We start from the raw sequence: 24,740 nt of genomic DNA on the forward strand, positions 1-24,740 counted from the left end.
TGTAGAAGACGTGGAACGGGCAAGAAAGCACTGTAAGAATGGCTAAAAGACTACGCGATAACCTTTCATCGGGCTATTTTGAGGCTGCCAACCGCATGACTTCAAAGCGTGCCCGTCGCCGGATTGTGGCTTATGTGGAAAGTTACGATGATGTTTTTTTCTGGCGCACGGTGTTCAGTCGGTTTGAGGATGAAACACGCTACTTCGAAGTGATGCTGCCTTCGCGCGGAGGATTGTCGCGCGGGAAGAAGCCTGTGCTGATGAACTTGCTGTACGCCCACGTGGGCAGAGACATGATTGCCTGTGTGGATGCCGACTATGACTGGCTGCTGCAGGGCGCCACGGGCATGTCGGAGCGTGTCGTGAAAAGCCCTTATGTCTTCCACACTTATGTCTATTCGATTGAGAATTTTCAGTGCTACGCTCCGTCGCTGCATGATGTCTGCGTGATGGTTACGCTCAACGACCACGCCATTTTCAACTTTTCTGATTATCTTGTTGCTTTCTCCCGGGCTATATTCCCACTTTTTGTATGGAACATCTGGTACTATCGCCAGAACCGATACGGCGAGTTTACCATGTCTGACTTCAATCGTGTGATTGAGACAGGCAATTTCAATCTGAAGAATCCCGATGCCTGCATTGCAAATGTCCGCCGGAAAGCGGGGCGGATGGTCGGAGAATTGGAGCGAAGGAATCCTGATGCGAAGGAGAGTTACCTGGCGTTAAAGGCGGAGTTGAAGAGCATGGGAGTGTCGCCCGACAGCACCTATTTATATATACAGGGGCATCATCTCTTCAATAAAGTGGCTGTCCCGATGCTGACAAAAGTCTGCAATTATTTGCGTCAGGAGCGCGAGAATGAAATCACACGCAACGCCGTTCACGGTACCCAGCGACGCAACGAACTGTCAAGCTACGGGCACAGCGTGTCGGAAGTCCCGATGATGTTGAGGCGAAACACCGGTTATGTGGAGTCAACGCCGTTTCTCCACTTGCTGGAGGACGTCAAAGCGTTTCTGAAAATAGAAGACAGACAAAGCGACACCGCCAAACTTGACACACAGCGTGAGCGGATATAAGAATCATGCGAGGGTGATGACACTTCCCATTTTGCTCCATCATTCCGCTCGGTCAGCCATCGGCTGCTTTTGTATATTTATGCAAGGGTGGAGCGATTAGAATCCGTTTTATAAACTCCTGTATTTCAATACGTTAAGAAGTGCTTTTCAAAAGTTCAACTTTTAGCTTGCAAAAGTTGAACTTTTAGGCGGTGAAAGTTGAACTTTTAGAGCGCAAAAGTTCAACTTTTGGAAAGCGAAAGTTCAACCGTATATTTATACGTCCTTTTCCGTATGTTTATGCAATGGTGATTTGGGGTGGTTATCTCTCCGTCAAATTCACGTCAGACGTAGGTTTCGAGGAACTTCACCGTTCCTTTTATTTGCAATTCCTTGGTCGTCGCGGGAATAAGGATGGTCTCTCCTTCGGTGAGCGTCGTGACGTTGTTCTCGTTGTCTGTGATGGTTGCCTCTCCCTTTAGCGCGATAAGAATGACAAACGAATCGAGCTCTGCATAGTCGATTGTCATTTCCTCATCAAGGTCATACACGGCAGTTGTGAAATACGGACAGCTGACAAGCGTGATGCCTTTGTTCTTCTCAGGAGTATAGTGTGTGCGATAATCGTTCAGAACGGCATAATTGATGCTTTCTGCCGCCTGTTCAGTGTGCAGTTCGCGATAGTTGCCGTCCTTGTCTTTTCGCTTGAAGTCATAGATGCGATAGGTGACGTCGCTGGTCTGCTGTATCTCAGCAAGGAAACAGCCGTCTCCGATGGCGTGGATTCTCCCTGCGGGAAGGAAGAACGTGTCGCCTTCTTTGACTTCATATTGCGCCAGCGCATCGCAAATAGTGTCGTTCTCCACCATTTCCTTGTACTCCTCGGGGGTGATTTCTTTCTTCAGTCCGCTGTACAATTTGGCTTGCGGGTCGCTCTGCATGAGATACCACATCTCGGTTTTTCCCCGCGCTTTTCCTTGCCTGTGGGCTGTCTCGTCATCCGGGTGCACCTGTATGGAGAGGTCTTGGCGGGCGTCGATAAACTTGATGAGTAGCGGAAATTCATCGCCAAAGCGCTGATAGTTCTCTTTGCCGACAAGTTGCTCTTTCATCTCATGCACAACCTGATTCAGTTTTTTCCCTGCATGTATGCCTTCGGCAACGACTGTCTCGTTGTTCTCCACTCCACTGATTTCCCAACTTTCTCCCACCTGTTGCTGCTGGGTGCTGAGATGTTTGAACGGTATGATTTTCTCCCCTCCCCAAAGGGTGGATTTCAATAACGGCTTGAATTTGATTGGTTCCATCTTTTCTGTAGTTTTTTTAATTGTCTTTCCAAAATGCACGAGTAAAGAGCACGAGTACACTGAATATTTCCAGACGTCCCATGAGCATGAGTCCGGAACACAGCCACTTGATGCTGTCGGGCAAGATGCTCCACGACATCTCCGGTCCTATTTGCGTTCCGAGCGTGGGTCCGACATTGCTGATACAGCTCAACGAGATGGTGATGGCATTGATGTTGTCAATGCCGACGGATACCATGACGATGGTGGTGAACACGCAGGCTATCACATAGATTGCAAAGAATGCCATGAGCGTGTTGATACTGGATGCTATAATGCTCTGTCCGTTGATTTTTACAGGCAACACAGCCTTTGGGTGGAGTATCTGTTTGAACTGGTTTCGGATCACCTTGAAGACCATGAGTGCCCGGATGCTTTTAAAACCACCGCTGGTGGAGCCGGCACATGCTCCGAAGAACATCAGTATTCCCAGTATTCCCCACGTCACATGCGGCCAAAGTGCGGCATCGTCGCTGAACAGTCCGGTAGTGGTGATGAACGAGACCGTCTGGAACAGTGAACTTCGGAATGCGTGTTCCAAATCATATCCGTTGCGAGTGATGAGCAGCACCATGATCCAAATGGTTGAGATGGCAACCAGAAGGATATAGAACCGCAATTCGGAGTTTTTGAACAGCGACTTGAACTGGAATTTGAACAATGCGAGATAGAGGACCGTAAAGTTGATGCCGCTCAGGAATTGGAAGAGTGCTCCCAGATATTCGAGTGTCGGAGAATGGAAATAGCCCACGCTGTCGTTGTGTGTTGAGAAACCGCCGGTTGCGGTGGTGGTCATGGAGTAGTTCACACTGTCGAACCAGTCCATTCCTCCCAGCACGAACGCCCCGCAACAGGTAATCGTGAGCATGAAGTATATCGTCCAGATCCATTTTGCCGTCGTACTGAGACGCGGATGTAATTTTGCCCGCAACGGTCCGGTTGCTTCGGCTGAGAATACCCGCACATTACCACCGACCAGTGACGGCAGGATGGCGATGGTGAAGAACACGATACCCAGACCGCCTATCCACTGCGTCAGCGAGCGCCAAAACATCATCCCGTGTGGCAAGACCTCGACATCGTCCAGTATGGTTGCTCCCGTTGTCGTAAATCCCGACATGGACTCGAAGAAGGCATCTGTCACATTGGTCAGATAGCCGCCAATCAGATATGGCAGGGCACCGAGTATGGTAAAAGAAAGCCATGATGTGGTTACTATCAGGTAGGCATCTTTCCGGCTCATCGTGTTTTCTGCGTCTCTGCCCAGATGTTTCAGCAACATGGCAACACCCAGCGTCACTGCGATTGACACGAGAAATGCCAATACGTCGTCCTCCTTATAACAGAACGCCATAATCAGGCAACACAGCATGAACATTGCTTCGAGAAAAAGCAAAGAACCGAGCACCTTGTAGGTTAGTTTTAAGTTGATCATCTTGCCACTTATCTGTGTATGTAAAACGATTCTGAGGTCCTGCTACTTAAAGAACGACTCAACCTTCTTCATGTTGACTTCATGACAGAACACGACGACGGTATCGCCAGTCTCTATCTGAGTTCCTCCGGAAACCAACTGACCGACACCATGACGCACCAGTCCACCGATTGTCATTCCATTCGGCAGACCGAGTTCGAACACTTTTTTCCGCGTAACTTTCGAGCCCTGCTGCGCTGTAAACTCTATCACGTCGGCGTTGGCAGTCATCAAGAATCGCATGTTCTGCACGTCAGCATCCAGCATCATCTGATAGATGTGACTGGCAGCCAGTGCTTTCTTGTTGACAATCGTACCAATATCCAGTCCTTCTGCCATGTTCACATAGTCCAGATTCTCAACCATTGCCGCTGTTTTCCGAACGCCCAGCCGTTTCGACGTCAGACAGGCAAGGATATTGGCTTCCGCACTACCTGTCAGTGCGACAAAGGCTTGGGTGCTCTTGATGTTTTCTTCTATAAGCAACGAAATGTCCCGTCCGTCACCATTGATGACCATGATACGGTCGGTATCGAGCACATTGTTAAGGTATTCGCAACGTTTCTCGTCGGTCTCTATCACTTTTGCCTCCATATAGTCAGGCAGACTCTTCAACACTCGGACAGCTGTCTTTCCGCCACCCATGACCATCACGTTCTTCACATCCACATAATGCTCCTTTCCCACTATCTTACGAATGTAGGGAATATAGTTCTTCGTCGTCATGAAATAGGCGAGGTCATACAGTTTCAGTTCGTCGTTACCACTCGGGATGATGGTGTCGCCATGTCGCTTGATGGCTACGACGTGATAGGGATCTTGGGGACCGCACAGGTTTTTCAGCGGCTGGTTCAGTATCTCACAGCTTTCCCTTAGTTTGATACCCAACATTACGAGGGCACCGTCGTGCACATCCCAGCGCTGACGCACCCAACTCATCTTCAGTCCGCTGATGATGTCGCGGGCAGCAAACATCTCCGGATAGATGAGCGAATCGACGCCCAGTTTCTTGAAAAATTCCCTGTTTTCTTCCGTGATGAATTCATGATTATCGATGCGCGCCACCGTCTTCTTCGCTCCCAAGGCATGTGCCACGACACAACTGTGCATGTTCAGATTCTCGTCTGGAGTGACCGCAATATACAGGTCTGCGTGGCTGATACCGGCATCTTTCAGTGCCTTGACACTTGATGGCGACGCGTTGAGTGTCATCAAGTCATAATCGCTGCTGATGGCAGCGAGACGCTCATCGTCATCATCGATGAGCACCACGTCTTGGTTGGTGCGCGAAAGTAGTTTCGCCAAATGAGTACCGATGGCATATGCGCCTGAAATGATAATCTTCATATCCCTTTAATCCTTTATTCCTATCGTTCAAACTTCATTTTTCCTTAAAGCAACTCTTTCAGGATGGCTTCCGCATCGAGTCCGACGATGTGGTGAAGTTCTTTAACTGTTCCATGTTCCACAAACGAATCGGGCAGTCCCATGCGCACAATCTGCGGATGATACCCGTGGTCGTTCATCCATTCCGTCACGGCAGTGCCCAGTCCTCCGTTTCTGACGCCGTCCTCTATCGTGACAATCTTTTGGAAACGGCTTCCCACTTCCTGAAGGATAGCCTCATCGAGGGGTTTAAGGAAACGCATGTCGTAATGGGCAACACTACGCTCGCAACGCTCTATCGCCTTAGTGACTTCGTTACCTACCGGACCGATGCTCAGCACGGCGACATCTGTCCCGTCGCACAATTTCCTACCTGTTCCCACTTCGACCTCCTCTAACGGGCAGCGCCAGTCTGCCAGCGAGCCACAGCCTCGCGGATAGCGTATCACGAAGACGCCTTTTCCCGGCAGCTGCGCGGTGTACATCAACCGCCGCAGCTCATGCTCGTTCAGCGGAGCGGCTATCGTCAGGTTGGGAATCGGTCGCAGATAAGCCAAATCGAATGCCCCATGATGCGTTGCGCCGTCCTCTCCTACGAGTCCTGCCCTGTCAAGACAGATTACGACTGGCAGGTTCAGAATGGCAGCGTCGTGGATGATGTTATCGTAAGCCCGTTGTGCAAACGCACTATAGATGTTGCAGAACGGCTGCAAACCTTCTTTCGCCAATCCGGCACTGAACGTCACGGCATGCCCCTCGGCAATTCCTACGTCGAAAGCGCGTTCGGGCATCGCCTCCATCATGATGTTCATCGAACACCCTGACGGCATGGCAGGTGTGATTCCTACAATCTTTTCGTTCGCACGGGCAAGCTCCAAAAGCGTCTCTCCGAATACGTCCTGGAATTTCGGCGGCGTGTTCTCGGTGTTGCTGGCAGAACGCTCGCCTGTTGCCGCATCAAACTTACCCGGCGCGTGCCAGATGGTCTGCGACTGCTCTGCGGGAGCATATCCTTTGCCCTTTGTGGTGTGCAGATGAAGCATTTTCGGACCTTTCATGTCTTTGAGTTGGCGCAACAGTCGGACTACTTCCTCGACATTATGCCCGTCAAACGGTCCGAAATATCTGATATTCATGCCTTCGAATACGTTCTGCTGTTGACTGATGGCAGACTTGAGGGCGTTGTTCAGACGAATCAGTCCGTGACGGCGGTCATCGTTGAGCATACCCCTGCGCTTCAGCCATCGCGAAGCCTTGTCGCGAAGGTTGTTATAAGTCTCGTTGGTGTTGAGATTGAGCAGGTATTGGCGCATGCCGCCTACCGAGCGGTCGATGCTCATGTCGTTGTCGTTCAGGATGATGAGCATGTCGTTTGGTATGGAAGAAGCGTTGTTAAGTCCTTCGAATGCCAGTCCTCCACTCATCGCGCCGTCGCCTATCACGGCAACAACTTTTCGTTCTGCGCCTTCTTTTTTCTCTCCGTTCAGCTTCGATGCCACTGCCATTCCCAGCGCTGCCGAGATGGAGTTGGAGGCATGTCCGCAGATAAAGGCATCATATTCGCTTTCCGCAGGAGTGGGGAATGGGTGGAGACCATTCAGTTTCCTGTTCGTGCAAAAAGCCTCTCCACGCCCTGTGAGAATCTTATGTCCATAAGCTTGGTGTCCAACGTCCCAGACAATCCGGTCGTCGGGTGTGTTGAACACATAGTGCAGCGCCACCGTGATTTCCACGGCACCCAAACTGGATGCAAGATGTCCGGGATTGACAGAGAGCTCGTCCACAATATCTTCACGCAGCTCTTTGCAGACTTCCGGCAGCTGACTGACAGCCAACTTCCGGAGGTCCTCAGGATATGTAATTTGGCTTAAAAGCCTGAATTTGCTTTTTTCCATGAAAAAACACTTCCATATTGCGCTGCAAAGATACTGAAATTTCCGATTAAACGAAGAGAAAATAAAGAACTTTTCGTATTTTTGCAGACGGAAACAAAAAACAAACGTATGCAAAAGACAACTCTGGTTGAGAAAAAGTATCTCATTCCGTTTATTCTCATCACCACACTTTTCGCCTTGTGGGGATTTGCCAACGACATCACCAACCCGCTGGTGGCAGCGTTTCAGACACTGATGGAAATCTCTGCCGCCAAGGCTGCCCTCGTTCAGTTTGCCTTCTACGGAGGCTATGCCACGATGGCTATTCCTGCTGCACTTTTCATTCGGAAGTACAGCTACAAGAAAGCCATCCTGCTCGGACTGGCACTCTATGCCATCGGCGCATTTCTCTTCATCCCCGCAGCGGCATATCAGCAGTTCTCATACTTCTGCATCTCGCTCTACATCCTCACCTTCGGACTGGCTTTCCTCGAAACAACGGCCAATCCGCTGATTCTTTCATTAGGCTCGAAGGAGACAGCCACGCGGCGACTGAACCTCGCACAGGCATTCAACCCCATCGGGTCGCTCTGCGGAATGGCTGTGGCTTCGCAGTTCGTACTGCCACAACTCATCTCCGACAAGCGCAACGAGGCTGGAGAACTGGTTTTCTTTTCGCTTTCTGAAACGACGAAAGACTATATCCGCCTGCACGACTTGGCAATCATCCGCAATCCGTATGTCATCATCGGACTCGTGGTGGTCTGCGTATTCATCCTGATTGCCATCACAAAAATCGACAATTCCGCACAGACGCTCTCTGAGAAAGAAGGAACCCGTTCGCACCGAGGCTCACTGGCACGGCTCTGGAAAAACCGCTCATACCGTGAAGGAGTGTTCACGCAGATGTTCTACGTGGCAGCGCAAATCATGGTGTGGACATTCATCATACACTACGCAGACGCACTGGGCATCGACAAGGCGACGGCACAGAAATTCAATATTGCTGCGATGATTTTCTTCCTTTTCGGCAGATTCATCAGCACGATGCTCATGAAATACATCAACGGGCGCAAACTGCTCGTCACCTTTGCGTGCGGCGCCATTATCTGTACGCTGGGCACCATCTTCATCATCGGCCACGCAGGACTCTACTGTCTCGTCGGCATCAGCCTGTTCATGTCACTCATGTTCCCCACCATCTACGGCATTGCCTTGGAAAACGTAGAGTCGGAAGATATGACATTCGGAGCCGCATTCCTCGTCATGGCTATCGTGGGCGGTGCACTCATGCCTCCATTGCAGGGCATGATTATCGACAACGGAAGCATCATGGGAATGCCAGCCGTCAATGTATCCTTTGCCCTGCCGCTCCTCTGCTTCATCATCGTGGGCATCTACGGATGGCGGGAACAAAGGAGATAGCCGTTTCCCCGACTTATTCCGCCAAAAACAATAAAAAAATCTGCATCACTCGCATGATGCAGATTTTTTATTAACCCTTTTTTGTGGAACAATTGAAACTGTCCGGTTTTTATTCCTCTGTACGAGTCAGCGTACGCTTCTCAGCGATACGTGCCTTCTTACCGGTGAGCTTGCGCAGGTAGTACAGTTTCGCACGGCGAACCTTACCACGCTTGTTCACCTCAATGCTGTCGATGTTCGGAGACTCAATCGGGAAAATACGCTCAACGCCAACCGTTCCAGACATCTTGCGAACGGTGAAACGTCTCTTCTCGCCATGACCGCAAATCTTGATAACAACACCGCGGTACAACTGAATACGCTCCTTTGAGCCCTCAATAATTTTGTAAGCAACCGTAATGGTATCTCCCGACTTAAACTCAGGGAAGTTCTTTCCAGTTGCAAATGCCTCTTCGGCAACTTTAATCAAGTCCATCTTTAATGATTCTTTTAATTGATAGAAACTCCAACGCAACATGGCTAATGACACTTCCACTGCCAGCGGTTACGCCGAAAACGGTTGCAAAGTTAACACAAAATTCTGGAAAACAAAAAGTTCTCATAGATTTTTTTTGGTTTTTAACAGTGGCTGCGCTTTTCAATGAAATCTCAGAAATAGAAAAAATGGAGGACGCTTGTGCATTCTCCATTCTTGTGTTTAACTATTCTTAGCTCGAATTATTGTTTATTGAAAAACGTTCTATTTGATAACTATTTTCTTTCCATTTTGAATGTAAATACCTTTAGGAAGATCTTTTCCTGTTACATTTTTTCCGTCTATCGTATAAATGGCATGATTTCCATTATCTTTATTAGGTGTTTCAGTTTCAATGGTTGAAATACCAGAGGTCTCACTACTTGATATCTCAACATCATCAATCTGCCACCAATAGCTCAGTCCGTCGTTATCCGCATCATAGCAGTGGAAACGGATTTTCATGTTATCGGATAGGTACGCAGACAAGTCGAGCGTTATTTTGACATAGCCGACAGCTGGCTTAACGGTTTCACCATTTTCGTCACGGGGATAGTCGCTGAGCACGTCGAAGATAGATGTCCAGTTCTCGCCACCATCACTGCTCACTTCAACCCGATAATAGGGTTTAAGAATTGGAGTTGCATTACCGCCATTGGTGTGAGAATAGAATGTCAACGTCTTTCCATTGGAGAATGAGGGTGAAGTAAGTTTTGCAACCTGATGTTCTCCTCCCCAAAACGCCTCTGCCATTGTCATGGCATGGGTTCCGCTGTGCACCATTTGTTTGTTTTTTCCAGTTGGTGTTCCTTCCGTATATTGCCATCCTTTTCCTGTTTCTCCGCTGTTTTCAATAATCCATCCTAAAGGATTTCCTGTGTTTTCGAAGTTCTCGAAGATAAGGACACCACCAGCTTTCTGACTTTGTTTCACAGTTATATTTTTAGTAAGTGTGGCATCGGTAATGCCATTAACTGTCAGCACTGCTTGTCGTTCAGCCCCTGTCGTGTTATCACTTGTGGCAGTAATAGTGATAGTTGTCACAGTTCCGGCAGTACCGCTTGTCGGTGAGACGGTCAGCCAGTCAGGTATTCCTGTGATATTCCATGCATCATCACACGATATAGTAATACTTGCTGAACTGTTTTCTGCACCATTCAAGATCACGTCCTCGTCTGACACAATCAGTTGTTTTTCTGCTGCCAGAAGTTCGAACGAAATAGTTGCTCCTGCAGAGGAGATGTTGGCAATTGCAAAATTAGCAATTGTTCCATCGCTATAGAATGGTTTCTGCTCTGCCAATCCTCCGAATGCAGTCCTTCCGTTGTCTGCACTGAATGCTGCCTGACTGATGTTTCCGTCAGCTGTTGTTGTTCCTCCCGGACGGAAAATGTATTGTTCATCTAGGCGGGTAGTTCCGTTGTAGTTTAAGTTTCCTCCACTAAAAGCAGGATTTATGCGATAAATGATTAGTCCTGACTCAGGAAGATTACTGTCGAACCCCTCTTTTTTTCGGTATTCTAACACAAAATATTCGTTACTGCCGATAGGCTTGATCTTATAGGCGATGTTTTCAGGGGTCGCACTTCCCACAGGATTCAACGTATATACACCTGGCTCAGTAATTTCAGGAATTCCGTCGCTTCCATATTCTTCTTCCAACCATTTACAATAACGCCATTTTGTATAGACAGTCATGTTTTGTGCAGTGACCTGATTGTCGGACATCAAGTCCCATACACCTACGGGATTCAAATTGTCATTGGCGTGATAGAGGTCGTATGTCCCTAATGCGTGCGACATTTCGTGGCAAAGCACCCCTGTGTTGATGGGAATGTTGTTCATCAAGTCAAAACCATTAGATTTGTCAAAAGTGAGAATATAGCCCACAACCTTTTTTCCATTAATCATAAATTCATTTGTCGCGGAGACAAGATCAGCGCGCTTCGGCCAAAGTAAATATCTTGCACTGATGTCTGATGATCCACTCAGAATAATGGTTAAATTATCTACAATTCCATCGTTGTCTGCATCAATGACCATCTCTGATGAGATATTGCTGTTCAGATGGTTTATAATATCTTTTACCAATGCCCGTTCACGAGCAGCCATAGCCACGGCATCATCCTTGTCATAACCATTTGGGTTGATGCTACTTTTATATTGATAGTAGCCACGTTCTTGTTGGGTCTGATAGGAAACAATTGTAGTTCCGTCAGGATTTGGATAGAATACACTGGTCCAATCCAATTTCCCATAAGAAGCTTGTTTGAAGTAGTTATATACCGTATTTGCATTTACTGCTGTTCCATTAAACAGTGTATGATAATGTGTAAAGTTGTAATTATCAAATACACTTTCAGCAGTTTCATCTGCAAATCTGACAAAACAAACCAAATTGCTCTTCACTAGATTTCCTGCAACAAGGCTTGTTGTCAGTGATAACAATAAGATGGCAAGTATCCAAAATCTTTTCATAGATAACGTATTTATTTTATAATTATTTTTTTTCTATTGATAATATATATCCCTTTAGGCAAGTCGTTTACATCTGTTGTTGAACATTTCCTTCCGTCAATAGTGTATATATCTATATTTTTACCATCGGGATAGGAAAAATCATTCGTCTGTATCTTGATGGAAGTTGCGGTTGATGGAGGTCTAATACCGATAACCATTGATTGACTTTTGTTAAAATCAAATCCTGGTTCTGTTAGATCAATATCATAATATCCATTTGAAATGCCATTCCATCCCCAATTAATATGTACTTTCCCTTCATTATTATATCCATCTATCACCCATGTATGCCCACCCATGGTTGCGCTATTTCCACTATAAATAATAGGATATCCGGCAGAGAGGTTCTCGTAGATTAGTTGCAGCCACGCTTCTTTTGTATATTGGCTGCGATTTACACTTCGGAGACCTTCTTGTTCGTAGCCAAAAAAACGGGTTAGGGCTGAAACCATATTATTAGCGAAAGCTGTAAATGTTGCACTTGACTGTAGCCCATAAATCATATTTACTGACACTCCGCAATGATAGAGTAATGTAGCAACAGCTTCAGCCTCATCATCTGTATATGAACCGATATAACTGTTCCGCATATTTGTCCAGTTATAATGCGTTTCACCGAAATTGGCAGTTAAAGAAGAGTTGAAAATGTTTGTCCACGAGTCAATTCCAACTTCGGGGTATTGATAGTAGTTCATGACTTGCCCCATTGCGCAGGCGACACATCCAACTCGGCAGTGTTGCTGTTCCCCGCTATCGTTGGTTTTTGTCGGACACATATTATTATAAGGAGCATCTTGTCCCCATGCTGTTTTTAGCAAGGGTTCAACAGACTCCTTGATAGTTGTCTGTCCAACAACTGCTAATATAGGGCAGACAAAAATCCAAACGCTAATAATACATTTTCTCATAAAAACAAAATCCCCTTCCCCCAATAAGAGAGAAGGGGATTAAATACGCATTTATTTGAAGATTACTTTCTTTCCGTTATGGATATACAATCCTTTCTTTGTTGGCTGTGCAATGCGCTGACCATTCAGATTATACCATACGTCTTCTCCCTTCACTTCTCCATTTATTATAGAGTTGATGCCTGTAGTGTCACCGACTTTCATCGTTGTTGTGATATATGGTTTGGCTGTCGTGAAGTTTGGCAGTTCCGTGTTCGTCATTTCACAATGTATTGCTTCCTGTTCGGTAAGGAAGGTAAACACTCCGCCACTGACAGTGTAGTCTGTCCCCTCAACAAGCTCCGTTCCTTCTGCATTCTTCCATATAAAGACTGTCGCTACAGCTCCGAGTGTTGCCTGAGAGGAAAGGTCAACGGTGCCGTTCACGTCAATCGTCTCAGGAATCTGATACGGTTTCTGTGCATAGTCTTTAGTGTAAGTCGTAGCATAAGTGAATGTCTGTGTGGCTTTTGACTTCAACTCATACAGTTGTGAGAGTGTGAATGCGTTGCCGTCCACCCAGATTCTTCTTACATTTGCCGGCAGCTGAAGGTCGTTGATTTCATTGTCCCGCAAGTAAACGAATGAAGTGGCAATGTTTGTTGCTTGCATGAGACTGAACGATGTGAGCTTGTTGCCGCCAAACTGGAACGTGTGTCCCGTAGCAGTATTTGCACCGATGGTCACGCTTGTCAATTCATTATTCAGACAAGTAAATGTCTTAATAACCTTATTATTGCTGAAATCAAGTGATGTGATTTTGTTGTTACTGAGTACCACTGACGTCAACTTTGTGTTATTACTGAGATCAATAGCGGTTAACAAATTGTCATTGGCAGTTAACTTTGTCAATTCAGCATTGGCTTCAAGATTAATGCTTTCAAATTGATTGTTCGCAATATTAAGGCTGCTAAGCTTTGTGTTTTTGCTCAGGTCTATTGTGGTAAGCTTGTTTGCGTTGATTGCTATTTCCGTAAGATCTGTCGCTTTAGTTACATCAATTGCAGTCAGCGCATTCGGTATGTCAGTCTTGTCTGAATTGAATCTTCCGTTAGCCTCCAGATATATGATACCGTCACCATAGATTTTAATGACTCCGTCTCCCTGAGGTGTTCCGGTAAATTCTGCAGCCCCATCCCAGCCGTCGTATGCTTGAGTGGTTGTTTTCTCAACAAGTGTCCCGTCTCCCCAATCCAACTTCACTGTACCTACTGCATTCAGACCAACAGAGATTGTGCGTTCTTCACCGACAATACCAATAGCAGTAATGATAGGAGCATTCGGATCTTTCACTTTCATCGTTGTTGTGATATATGGTTTGGCTGTTGTGAAGTTTGGCAGTTCTGTGTTTGTCATTTCACAATGTATTGCTTCCTGCTCGGTAAGGAAAGTGAACACTCCGCTGCTGAAGGTGTAGTCTGTCCCCTCAACGAGTTCAGTACCTTCTGCATTCTTCCATGTAAAGACCGTCGCTACCGCTCCGAGTGTTGCCTGAGAGGAGAGGTCAACGGTGCCGTTCACGTCAATCGTCTCAGGAATCTGATACGGTTTCTGTGCATAGTCTTTAGTGTAAGTCGTAGCATAAGTGAATGTCTGTGTGGCTTTTGACTTCAACTCATACAGTTGTGAGAGTGTGAATGCGTTGCCGTCCACCCAGATTCTTCTTACATTTGCCGGCAGCTGAAGGTCGTTGATTTCATTGTCCCGCAAGTAAACGAATGAAGTGGCAATGTTTGTTGCTTGCATGAGACTGAACGATGTGAGCTTGTTGCCGCCAAACTGGAACGTGTGTCCCGTAGCAGTATTTGCACCGATGGTCACGCTTGTCAATTCATTATTCAGACAAGTAAATGTCTTAATAACCTTATTATTGCTGAAATCAAGTGATGTGATTTTGTTGTTACTGAGTACCACTGACGTCAACTTTGTGTTATTACTGAGATCAATAGCGGTTAACAAATTGTCATTGGCAGTTAACTTTGTCAATTCAGCATTGGCTTCAAGATTAATGCTTTCAAATTGATTGTTCGCAATATTAAGGCTGCTAAGCTTTGTGTTTTTGCTCAGGTCTATTGTGGTAAGCTTGTTTGCGTTGATTGCTATTTCCGTAAGATCTGTCGCTTTAGTCACGTCAATTGCTGTCAGTGCATTGGGGATGTCAGTCTTGTCTGAATTGAATCTTCCGTTAGCTTCCAGATATATGATACCGTCACCATAGATTTTAATGACTCCGTCTCCCTGAGGTGTTCCGGTAAATTCTGCAGCACCATCCCAACCGTCATATGCTTGAGTGGTTGTTTTCTCAACAAGTGTTCCGTCTCCCCAATCCAACTTCACTGTACCTGCAGCATTCAGACCAACAGAGATTGTACGTTCTTCACCGACTGTACCAGTAGCGGTGATTGCAGGCTCTTGAGCTTTTGCAGTAAGCGCTAATAAGAGTCCCAATAATAAAAGTAAATTCTTTTTCATAGTCTATTCCTTTATAATTACTTATTTCATAATAACCTTTTTTGTTTGATGTCCTTTCTTTAGAAGGTAAATGCCTTTTTGTTGCGCAGCTTTTTTGTTGTTCATCAGCTTTCCATCTATACTGTACAATTGCTCTACTACATTTTCGTCAGTATCAGTCAATTCAGTAATAGAAGCAGTCTCTTGTTTTGGGGTTGTTACTTTAATGCCATGAACATAAACTGGATATTTGTGGCAATTGCGCAAAGCAAAATAAACCTCGTTATTTGAGACAAAATTTACACCACTATTATTTCCGTTATTTGCTGTTGCCACACCTTCCCACTGATAGTGTCCTGCATTGTGGAGCGCACTAAACACAGAAGCTTTAGAATAAATCACCTTTGTATTTCCAGTACCGTCAGAGCCATTCTCATCAATGGCATAATTCGGATCTAATTTCAGCGTTTGCATCAACATGCGAGCTTCTGATGAGAGATACAAACTGATTGTAGAACATGAAGGAAGGTTGAGAATGAAACACCCTCCATTGGTGCTCATTTGTCCTGATGCAGGAGCAATAATAATTGCACCTTTCTTCGCTCCATCGCTTCCAAATTCTGCATCTGTACCTACACCATAGGCATCAGGGTCAGCCGTCGTTTCCGGATAGTCGGGGGTGATGTTGGCAAATACCATCTGAATAATTTTGCCATTGGGGTCAACCGTGTAGTCATCCTCATTGCAGAGACCGACGTATTTGTCGATTTTTGCTTGTGTGTCAAACCAAAGCCAACCATTCTCGTCAACATCTGCTGCGGGAAATAGATTGTACTCTTGGGCATTTGCCGTCATAACAAAAAGTAATGACAGCATCAATAGTGTAATTGTTTTTCTCATCTTTGTTACTTTTAAAAGTTAATAATCTGAATAATGCAATATATGGAATGAGGCATTATACCTCACTCCATCCAGGATTCTGTTCAATTCCTTGATACTTGACCTCACTCCATGGTATGGGGAAATAATATTCCTTCTCGGTAAATATCCAATTGTTTTTGGCCCTTCTATCCAAGTTGCTGACGGTATAAGTTGTCTTGCCGTTTCTCACTGTGATATCAATCTTCTTCAATGGGTTTGTTCCACCATTTAATTTTTCCATGGCAGTACCAAGTCGGAAATAGTCCCAATAAGTTGTTTCTTCGAAAGCCATCTCCACCCGGCGTTCTTTAAGAATGTCATCAAGTTCGACAGTCGCCTTGGTATCCATGTGGATTCTGCTACGGATGTCATTGATTTGTTGCAAAGCCGTCGCTGCATCTCCGAGTCGGAAACAAACTTCAGCATAGTCGAGTTTTGCCTCTGCCAAACGCCAAATAATATAATTTTGTTTCGATGCGTAAGTGTCATTATTGTCAATTGTCTGACTTTCATCCAAGAATTTTGCCATATAATACCCTGTCATCGTATATCCTGCAGAAGTGGAAGTTCCATAAGGTTTAAGGTCTTCACCTTTGACTCCATCTGTCGTATGAATGTCCATTTGATGACCGCGATAGATACTTCCGTCATAAAGAATGTTTGCATAGAATCTATAGTCGCGATTAGTATATGGATCTTGTGCATTATAGTTGGCTCCGTCGCGCATGTCATATTCCATCGTATGGTTGTGGGTCGGCGTGTAGGCACAATAGGTTCCTGTGAAAGAAGGAGCTGCAGCAAAGCGGTCAAGGCGATGTCCGAATTTATTGGAATAATCACCATCGTCAGAGTGTTGCACTTCCAAGATAGATTCTTGGCTGTTTTTGGTTAAGAAAATCTTCCGATATTCATCCTTAATGCCATCTTGCGTTGTAGAAGTAATCGGAATCAATTCATAAGCATTCAGGGCAAAAAGCTCTTCGTATGCTTGTTTTGCCTTTACCAACATTGCTTGTGACTGATTATCAGTAAATCCCAAATAGTTTTTCTCTTTATTTTGGAATTGCTCGCTGGAAGCCCAAAAATAAGCTTTTGCTTTCAACATCAGTGCTGCGCCTTTTGTTACTCGCCCGATATCAGCAGCATCATAAGCGACAGGCAGGATATTTGCTGCAGCTTCTGCATCTTTTACAATAAAGTCCACCATCTCTTGATAAGAAGCGCGGGGTGTTTTTTCGGGATTTTTCAGTGGATCGATGACATGGTCAATAAGTAATGAGCCACCAAAACGCTGCCACAACAGATAGTAATAATAAGCGCGGAAGAAATAGGCTTCACCTGTCATCCGTGTCTTTTGATCACCATCTGTGATACGGTGGCTATTTTCGAAAAATGAATTGATGTATTGAATTTGTGTGTAATAGTTACTCCACAGCCCTTGCGCCCATGCAGTAATTGTTGTCTCATTTCCTTTTAGGATATCGCCATAACCAGAGTTTAGCCAATCACTTCTTCCAACGGTAATCTGATCACCGAACCATGGAAGAAAATATCTTGACATTGCCCCATAACCAGACATTGTGAAGACAAAGTGATTAAAGCCGTTATTCATGTTGCGATACCAAGTGTTGACATATTCATCAAGCAACATAGAGTTGTTCCATGTAACCTTATCTGAAATCTGATTGATTGGAGCATCGTCGAACAAGTCGTTACAACTGGTTGTCAACATTGTTGACGCTGCTAACATTCCGCCAATGATATAATTATATATTTTCATTTTTTTGAATTATTATTGTTAGAAACCGAGATTAAGTGTGATACCATAGCTACGTTGAATAGGATAACCACGACTGGTTTGTTCGGGATCCATGTCAGTCAAGTCTGATATTGTAAAGAGATTGCTTCCCTGCAATGCAATGCTTGCTGAGGACAAATGTAGTTTCTTCAATGCAGCTTGTGAGAACTGATAACCAATATTCAAGGTCTTAAGGCGGATAAAATTACAGTCTTGAACCCAGAATGTAGATGCCCTGCGGTTGTTGTCGCTACTTGTCACAAATTTTATACGTGGATATTTTGCATTTGGATTGTCTTCTGTCCAAGTTTCCGTAAGGTGATATTTTTGGAATCGCTGTAAAGTTCCGTTATCCAAAGAATAATATTCCGTGATGTTCTTCTTGAATCCTTTTTCTCCTTGGAACATAGCATTAATAAAAAATCCTTTATAAGAAGCTCCTATGCGAAGTGCAATGTCCATATCAGGATAGGAAGAATTTTTTACATACACCATGTCGTTCACATCAATCTTTCCATTGCCATCCATATCGACATATTTGATGTCGCCAGGAGCAAGCGAGGCGTTTCCTTGTCCGTCCTGATCTGCCCATTCGGCAATTTCTTCCCAGCTCTGGAAAAGTCCGGCAGCCTTATACATGGTCCATACCATGCTACTGTTTCCTTTGCGTCTGAGATTAGGATTTTGAGCACTTTCGTCTCCGAAATCTAAGTATTTGTCGTCAGATTTTGACAAAGAGAGTCCTATGTTATATTTAAACTTACCAATTGTATTGCGGTGATTGATCGTCAAGTCCCATCCCCAAGCTTTTAGTTTTGAGAAATTCAAGGATGGTACATTACCATTTACGCCAGTAGAATATGGGTAAAGATAATCGGGGGCAGATGTGATTTTATCTGTTTCATACCGGACAAAATATTCAAATGTGATACCAATCCGACCTTTCCAGAATCCTAAATCTGTCGCAATGTTGTAGTCGTGTGTTTTTCCCCAAGTAAGGTCGGGGTTAGGATTTCCATTCATAATAAGTCCTGGACGGTATGACGTACCGATTTGATATCCCGAACCCGGTGCTTCCAGATAGGTTTTTAAATAAGAGAAAGGTCCTACAACACCGTCATTTCCAAGCCAACCGGTTGAAGCACGCAGCTTGACATTGGAAATAACTTCCTGCTTCCAGTTTTGGAAGAACTTCTCATTAGAGATTACCCATGCCGCAGAGAATGATGGGAAAAATCCCCATCGATTGCCTGGAGCAAAATTATTGGATCCATCAAGGCGGAAGCTGAACTCAAAGAAATATTTGTTTGCATATCCGTAATTAGCACGTCCAATCAAAGATGCGCGTTGGTTTTTGCTTTCATTTCCTGTCAGAGTCATGTCTGAAAGAGCTGTCCCCATCGTTTCTGGGTAAATACCTTTATCTTGGTTGACTCCTTGCATATATAAAGAATGTGTACGTTGATAGTTTGCAACTAATGTCGCCCCAACATCGTGTTTGTTTGCAAATGTATGATTATAGTTAAAACCTATTTCATAAAGTTGGCTTTCATAGAATTGGTCATATTGCGATAATGATACTTTTGCTGTGGGATAAACGGTATTGGGGTTAGGTGTATATGCGTCGGTTTCATCGTCGTATGTATAGAGTGTAACAGGCTTGCTGAATGTTTTGCGAACCTGGCTGTTGTCGTCAAAAGTTCCTCGAATATATGCGTTTAACCCCTTAATCCATGGAAGCTCCCAATTCAGTGTTGCTGTAATGGTGTTCATCTTATAATTGTCTTGGCGATATCCGCCTAATCCGTTAATGTTTATAAGCGGATTGCTTCCGTCAACACTGGCAAGATAGCCGTTTGTATAGCGAAGAACTTGAACGGGAGAAAAGCTGTATGCTGCATCAACGGTTGTGTAGCTGCTGTTTTTTGCTCGGGTTCGAGAACCGTTAACATCTACTGAAAGGACAAGCCCTTCCGTTAATGTGGCATCTAACTTTGCCATATAATTCAATCGGTTTCTTCCAACTCCGCTATAAAGTCCTTTCGTGTCTGCATATCCAAACGACATATAATATTTTATAAATTTATTGCCGCCATTTGCGGAAAGGCTATGCGTCGTTGACCAACCTGTTTTGTTAAGATAATCTAACAAATTCTCATCGCCATAGACGTTGGGATTGCTATGAGTGCGAATTTGTTCCAACTGCTCATCTGTGTACGGAACAATCGTTGAGCCTGAGTTTTCTATAGCGCGGTTTCTCAATATGGCGAAATCATATGCATTGAGGAATTCAGGAAAATGGGTTGCTTCTTGCAGATTGAATTGTCCGCGATAATTCAGGCGAACTTTTTGGTTTCCTTCCGAGCGTTTAGTCTGTACAAGTATTACACCATTGGCTGCACGCGCGCCATAAACAGCTGCGGCAGCAGCATCTTTCAGGACGGTGACACTTTCAATGTCGTCAGGGTTCAAATCGGACAAGCGCATTTCTCCATCAGAAGTTGTAGTGCCGAAACGTGGGACTCCGTCAATTACAAGTAAAGGGGCAGAATTAATACCACGAATATGCAAATCAGCTTCGCGGGCACTACTCGGGTCGCCTGTTGCCTGCATTACTTGCAATCCTGCAACTTGTCCAGTCAAAGCTTGGTCAAGATTCATCGTTGGCATCATAAGCAAGTCGTCTGCTTTAATTGTCTCAACAGATCCTGTTAACGATGACTTTTTTTGTAAACCGTAGCCGACAACAACAAGTTCGTCAAGGCTCTGCGCATCATCCTCCATGATGATTTCTATACTCTTCTGCCCATCTGCAATGTTTACTTCATGCTGTTTATAGCCGATATATGAGATAATCAACGTCTTATTGCCTTTAATTCTGGGGATGCTGAAGTTCCCATCAATATCGGTAATGGAAATTGTTTTTGAATCTTTCCATCGAATTTGTGCTCCAATCAGCGTCTCGCCGCCTGTATCCTTTACTGTTCCTTTAAGAATATCGGATTGGGCATAGATATTTGTGCTGCCCAAAAACAGTAAGCACAAAAGAAAAAACATGTAAAGAAATCCTTTTTTCATCATAAAAACAAATTTATTTATTCAATAAAGCTTTTTCAATTAATAATATCTGATAATTATAAAAGTCGAGAGTATTCCCTCTTGCAACATTTCGGTAGGCTTTATATTTTTGCAGTACTTTTTGTAAGCGCCCCATCATGATAGCACCCATTTGGTGTTTTGTAAGTGTGGCGACTCCTAAATTAAACCGTGCGAATTGTGTGTCGAAACCGCAAAAACTGTTATGCGATTTTTGTGAAGAGGCACTGTTGTTGCTTTTTTCTGCTAATCCGCTGCTGTTGAGCATTTGTGTAATGGCAGTGCTTTCTATTTCTTGTTCCACATCGCTCAATTTACCATTGGTTGGGGCAAGGAACAATATTTCTGTGAGGTCATGCAAATACTCATCAAGCTGATAGTTTTGAGTAGAATTGGCAATACCCCCTTCTTTAATACGATATAGTGCAGTTCCGTTTAAGAAAGCTGTAACAATTTGGCTTCGCAACTTCTGATTAGTATATAAATCAACATCTATTTTTCCAATAAATTCTTTGGGAAGGAGCCATGTGTCACAAGTGCGTGCTTCGTTCAATAACCATTTCATGGCTTCTTTTTGTTTCTGCTTACTGATGTAATGTTTAGATGTCTTTTTACCATCGCCTTGCCGTATTTCTTCATATCTGATGCCTCCAATATATGGGACAACGTGCTTCACATATCTGGCGTATTGCTTGTTGATCTCACGATACAGATTGTCAATGTTGTCATAGCGTTCTCCTTTTTCCTGCATCCATGTGTCGAAATTCTTGACGAGGATCTTCAGATTGTTGATACCATAATTGCTGGCTTTTATGTGATCATTGCCAAGGTCTTCAGTCTGATCTGTAGGGTCCACCGTACTGAATACTTGTTGTGCACCAAACTCATACATTGGATCTCCTGCTTTTTCTGCTATCCATTGGTTGAGAGTCGGTTTTTCTTCTTCTGGAGTTTTCGCTCCGCGGATAAGACGATACCCCCAATTGATGGCGTAAACATCGTAGATGCCCAAATCCGGTGGTGTTAATTTGACGCCTTTTTCTAAATCTCCGGGTTGTGCAACATAGTTGTTGCGGGCATAATCCATAATGCTTGGAGTTGTTCCATATTTTTGCGTGAATACAGGATTACGTAAACTATCTACGGGAAAAGAATAACTGGCACCCATGTTGTGCATTAATCCCAGTGTATGTCCTATTTCATGTGACGCAGCATATTTCATGGATTCACACATCACATCATCATCAAACACGCTTTTCCGCACTCGCTTATCCACTGCTGCCGTTTGTATGAAACGCCAGTTGTGGAGCAGTGAAACGATGTTGTGATACCAGATGACGTCAGCAGCCAAGATTTCACCTGTACGTGGGTCTGTATAACTGGGCCCCATTGCATTTTGCGTTGCCGTGACCACATAGCGAAAGCAATTATAGCGCATGTCGTCAGGGTCAAATTGTGGGTCATCTTCTGGGTAATCATAAGCCTGAACGGCATTTTTAAACCCTGCTTGTTCAAATGCACGATTCCAAATTTCAATGCCTTCCCTGATAGTCTTGCGCCATTTCTCGGGAAATGCTGTGTCAACATAGAAGATAATGGGCTTTTTCGGTTCAACTAATTCACCACGGAAATAGCGTTCCACATCTTCTTCTTTTGGCTCTAAACGCCAACGGTTGATATATGACTGTTGTTGAATTTTATCTTCCGTAGTCGTGAAAATGTCTTTGTCTGTATAGAAATAGCCAACACGATTGTCTTGAAGGCGCATAGACATCGGACTGTCGGGAAGCACAAACAACGATCGGCGCACATAAACTGAATATGGTTTCACGACAGCTCCTGTCGTCATATAGGACAAAAGGGTTTCTATTTCAATATTTTTCTCAAAGGATTTCACTTCGCTAATGCCGGAAGCATCGGCAACAAATGTCCCTTTCAGATTGTTACCGCCACCCAAAAGTTTGGAAACGGGGTCGGAGTCTTTAATGGGGCTGATGCTTTTTTCATTGGTTCCAAAGAAATTTGTTACATCAACAAACACGCTTGATGAATCCTTGGCTGCAATTTTAAATCCCTTCAAAACAGGATTAAGATTGTTTCTGTGAAAAGCTGACTGGATAGGGTCGCCTTCGGAAACAACTTTCAGATTCTGTATTTGGTGTAGATACACGTTTCTCCCATCTGTGGAAAAACTGATAAGCATCGGTTGGACATTCATTTGCCCCGCAACAAAGTCTTGACCATCGCTTGTAGAAGAGATGCGACTCGTTAGCATGTATGTTTTTGAAAATGCAGTGTCGGGGATTTGAAAGTGTAACTTACCCGTCTTTTCATTGAAATAAACAGTGAAAAGCCCAGGTTTGATGGTCGCATCCTTCTTGATCTTTTGAATGTCTGTACCGACAGAATCTTTTTTAAGTGCAGATAAAACTTTGCCCCCGCCTAAAGTTTTCTTTGTTTTGTCACGTGCTGATAAATAGAAAGCACATGTGAAGGCGCATAAAAGCAGTAGATATCTCATGGTATTTTTGTTTAAGTCGTATGCAAAGATACGAATTAAAATTGAAAGACCTTTATAAAAAGTTATTTTTTTTGCTAAAACTTGCTAGAACGCCCTATTTCGTTCGGATTTTGTATGGTAGGTGTTGTGCATTTTTTTTGTTCAGCCAATACGTTTAGATGGCGTTACAGGCGCTCTGAAAATATTGAAAAATGGTATTTGGAAAAGAACAAAAAGTGTGTGGCTTTTTGTTATTCAAAATAGAAGGTGAGGGCAATTATCTTGCTGCGTGATTTGCTGACCGAATTGGTGTACATCAGCATGTTCTTGTCCTTGATTTCGTTGGCGTGATTGGTGTCGAGGCTGTTGGTGAGTCCGTACATGAACTTGAGTTCAGGGCGGAGTTTGAAGAAGGGCAGGTAGAAGTCGCAGCCGATACCTGCTTCAAGAAATACATCATAGCGTTTCAGCCGCAGATAGTCTTCGCTCTTCCCCGACAGGTTAATCATCGGATTGACGCCCACCATGAGGTAGGGGCGGTGGTTGTTGAAACGGGGAGCGGCGAAGATGAGGTCGAGCGCGGTTGACACGTATGCCGTCTTGATGTCTTGATGCTGTACGACGGGCTGCCCGTCAGCCAGTTGGTCGGTAAGGTTCTGGAAGGTGATGTGGCGTGTACCGAAATACATGGCTGGTGCCACGCGGAGTTGGAAATGTTGATGAAGCCGGAACTCTCCCAGCACGCCCACCGTAAATCCGGCGTCCCAACGGTCTTGGTCGCACATGACGAGCTTTTCTGTCGTCGTTCCGTCTTCCAGGGTAATCAGTTGCGGACCGACATTCGTAAATTCGATGTCCTGCAGGTGTGTGCCGACCATCACGCCGAAGTGGAAGGGGCGCAGGTCCACGTACGGACGGTTCTCAACTCTCCGTTCCTGAGCATTGGCTGTCAGGCACAGACAGAGCAGTAGAAGGATATGGAGATATTTGTTTCTCATTCTTTGTATATAACGTCCATTCTTGGTAGTTATTGTCTTTCAACTGGCGTAAGAATAATATTTTTTGAAAAAAAGATACCTAAAATTAGGTATTTCAAAATAAAGTTGTATCTTTGCACCGTACAAAAATAGGTACATAACATTATTAATCATAAAAAAAGAATTGAATTATGGCTTATGTAATTGGTGATGATTGTATCGCATGCGGTACATGTATCGATGAATGTCCTGTAGGAGCAATCTCTGAAGGCGACAAGTATTCTATCAATCCTGATGAATGCACAGAATGCGGTACTTGCGCAGACGTTTGTCCGTCTGAGGCAATCAGCCTTCCTTAATGGAAATGTAAACTACATGCATATAGGCAGTCCTGTTGAGGGGCTGCCTATTTTTTTTTGGGGGGGAGCCCCCTCCAACTCCCCCCCCAAA

The 24,740-nt window shown here is 44.6% G+C and carries 17 protein-coding genes; 3 read left to right on the forward strand and 14 right to left on the reverse strand.

Annotated elements, in window-relative coordinates:
• Positions 1-38: 38 nt before the first annotated feature.
• The gene (locus GRF55_RS01660) at positions 39-1,082 is read left to right on the forward strand and encodes a DUF4435 domain-containing protein (protein WP_220368832.1); all 1,044 of its coding nucleotides are present in this window, start codon (positions 39-41) and stop codon (positions 1,080-1,082) included.
• A 323-nt stretch (positions 1,083-1,405) separates the two neighbouring features.
• Here GRF55_RS01660 and GRF55_RS01665 read toward each other — a convergent pair whose 3' ends face one another.
• The 4 genes from GRF55_RS01665 to dxs are packed head-to-tail and all read right to left on the reverse strand — an operon-like array spanning position 1,406 to position 7,162.
• Positions 1,406-2,368 (reverse strand): type I phosphomannose isomerase catalytic subunit, encoded by a 963-nt coding sequence (locus tag GRF55_RS01665; protein WP_220368833.1) that lies wholly within the window; start codon positions 2,366-2,368, stop codon positions 1,406-1,408.
• 16 nt (positions 2,369-2,384) lie between these two features.
• On the reverse strand, positions 2,385-3,842 hold the full coding sequence (locus GRF55_RS01670; RefSeq protein WP_220368834.1) for a TrkH family potassium uptake protein: 1,458 nt from the start codon (positions 3,840-3,842) through the stop codon (positions 2,385-2,387).
• Between the two features lie 42 nt (positions 3,843-3,884).
• The gene (gene trkA / locus GRF55_RS01675; RefSeq protein WP_220368835.1) at positions 3,885-5,228 is read right to left on the reverse strand and encodes a Trk system potassium transporter TrkA; all 1,344 of its coding nucleotides are present in this window, start codon (positions 5,226-5,228) and stop codon (positions 3,885-3,887) included.
• A gap of 44 nt (positions 5,229-5,272) precedes the next feature.
• Positions 5,273-7,162, reverse strand: a complete 1,890-nt coding sequence (gene dxs / locus GRF55_RS01680; RefSeq protein WP_220368836.1) for a 1-deoxy-D-xylulose-5-phosphate synthase — start codon at positions 7,160-7,162, stop codon at positions 5,273-5,275.
• A 108-nt stretch (positions 7,163-7,270) separates the two neighbouring features.
• Here dxs and fucP point away from each other — a divergent pair, with 108 nt between their 5' ends.
• Positions 7,271-8,566 (forward strand): L-fucose:H+ symporter permease, encoded by a 1,296-nt coding sequence (fucP, locus tag GRF55_RS01685; RefSeq protein ID WP_220368837.1) that lies wholly within the window; start codon positions 7,271-7,273, stop codon positions 8,564-8,566.
• A 109-nt stretch (positions 8,567-8,675) separates the two neighbouring features.
• On the opposite strand, the gene rplS is transcribed toward fucP, so the two are convergent.
• The 10 genes from rplS to GRF55_RS01735 form a co-directional block, all read right to left on the reverse strand.
• The gene (gene rplS / locus GRF55_RS01690; RefSeq protein ID WP_220368838.1) at positions 8,676-9,041 is read right to left on the reverse strand and encodes a 50S ribosomal protein L19; all 366 of its coding nucleotides are present in this window, start codon (positions 9,039-9,041) and stop codon (positions 8,676-8,678) included.
• Complete coding sequence (locus GRF55_RS01695) at positions 9,028-9,255, reverse strand: hypothetical protein (protein ID WP_220368839.1); 228 nt, start codon at positions 9,253-9,255, stop codon at positions 9,028-9,030. The genes rplS and GRF55_RS01695 overlap by 14 nt, the downstream gene beginning before the upstream one ends.
• 50 nt (positions 9,256-9,305) lie before the next feature.
• Positions 9,306-11,558 (reverse strand): M6 family metalloprotease domain-containing protein, encoded by a 2,253-nt coding sequence (locus GRF55_RS01700; RefSeq protein WP_220368840.1) that lies wholly within the window; start codon positions 11,556-11,558, stop codon positions 9,306-9,308.
• An 11-nt stretch (positions 11,559-11,569) separates the two neighbouring features.
• Entirely contained in the window at positions 11,570-12,508 is a 939-nt protein-coding gene (locus tag GRF55_RS01705) for a C10 family peptidase (protein ID WP_220368841.1), read from the reverse strand.
• 51 nt (positions 12,509-12,559) lie between these two features.
• Entirely contained in the window at positions 12,560-15,019 is a 2,460-nt protein-coding gene (locus tag GRF55_RS01710; protein ID WP_220368842.1) for a hypothetical protein, read from the reverse strand.
• A 21-nt stretch (positions 15,020-15,040) separates the two neighbouring features.
• On the reverse strand, positions 15,041-15,898 hold the full coding sequence (locus tag GRF55_RS01715) for a T9SS C-terminal target domain-containing protein (protein ID WP_220368843.1): 858 nt from the start codon (positions 15,896-15,898) through the stop codon (positions 15,041-15,043).
• A 55-nt stretch (positions 15,899-15,953) separates the two neighbouring features.
• Positions 15,954-17,699 carry a RagB/SusD family nutrient uptake outer membrane protein gene (locus tag GRF55_RS01720; RefSeq protein WP_220368844.1) on the reverse strand — a complete coding sequence of 582 codons (1,746 nt, stop codon included), beginning with the start codon at positions 17,697-17,699 and terminating at the stop codon, positions 15,954-15,956.
• Positions 17,700-17,717: 18 nt separating this feature from the next.
• A complete protein-coding gene (locus GRF55_RS01725) occupies positions 17,718-20,798 on the reverse strand; it encodes a TonB-dependent receptor (protein ID WP_220368845.1) in 3,081 nt (1,026 codons plus the stop codon).
• 10 nt (positions 20,799-20,808) lie between these two features.
• A complete protein-coding gene (locus GRF55_RS01730) occupies positions 20,809-23,334 on the reverse strand; it encodes a zinc-dependent metalloprotease (RefSeq protein ID WP_220368846.1) in 2,526 nt (841 codons plus the stop codon).
• A 230-nt stretch (positions 23,335-23,564) separates the two neighbouring features.
• Complete coding sequence (locus GRF55_RS01735) at positions 23,565-24,311, reverse strand: porin family protein (protein WP_220368847.1); 747 nt, start codon at positions 24,309-24,311, stop codon at positions 23,565-23,567.
• Positions 24,312-24,481: 170 nt separating this feature from the next.
• Here GRF55_RS01735 and GRF55_RS01740 point away from each other — a divergent pair, with 170 nt between their 5' ends.
• Positions 24,482-24,649, forward strand: coding sequence for a DUF362 domain-containing protein (locus GRF55_RS01740; RefSeq protein ID WP_220368848.1), 168 nt, complete (start codon positions 24,482-24,484; stop codon positions 24,647-24,649).
• The last annotated feature ends 91 nt before the right edge of the window (positions 24,650-24,740 follow it).

This window comes from Prevotella sp. Rep29 (genome assembly GCF_019551475.1).
Taxonomy (GTDB): Bacteria; Bacteroidota; Bacteroidia; order Bacteroidales; family Bacteroidaceae; genus Prevotella.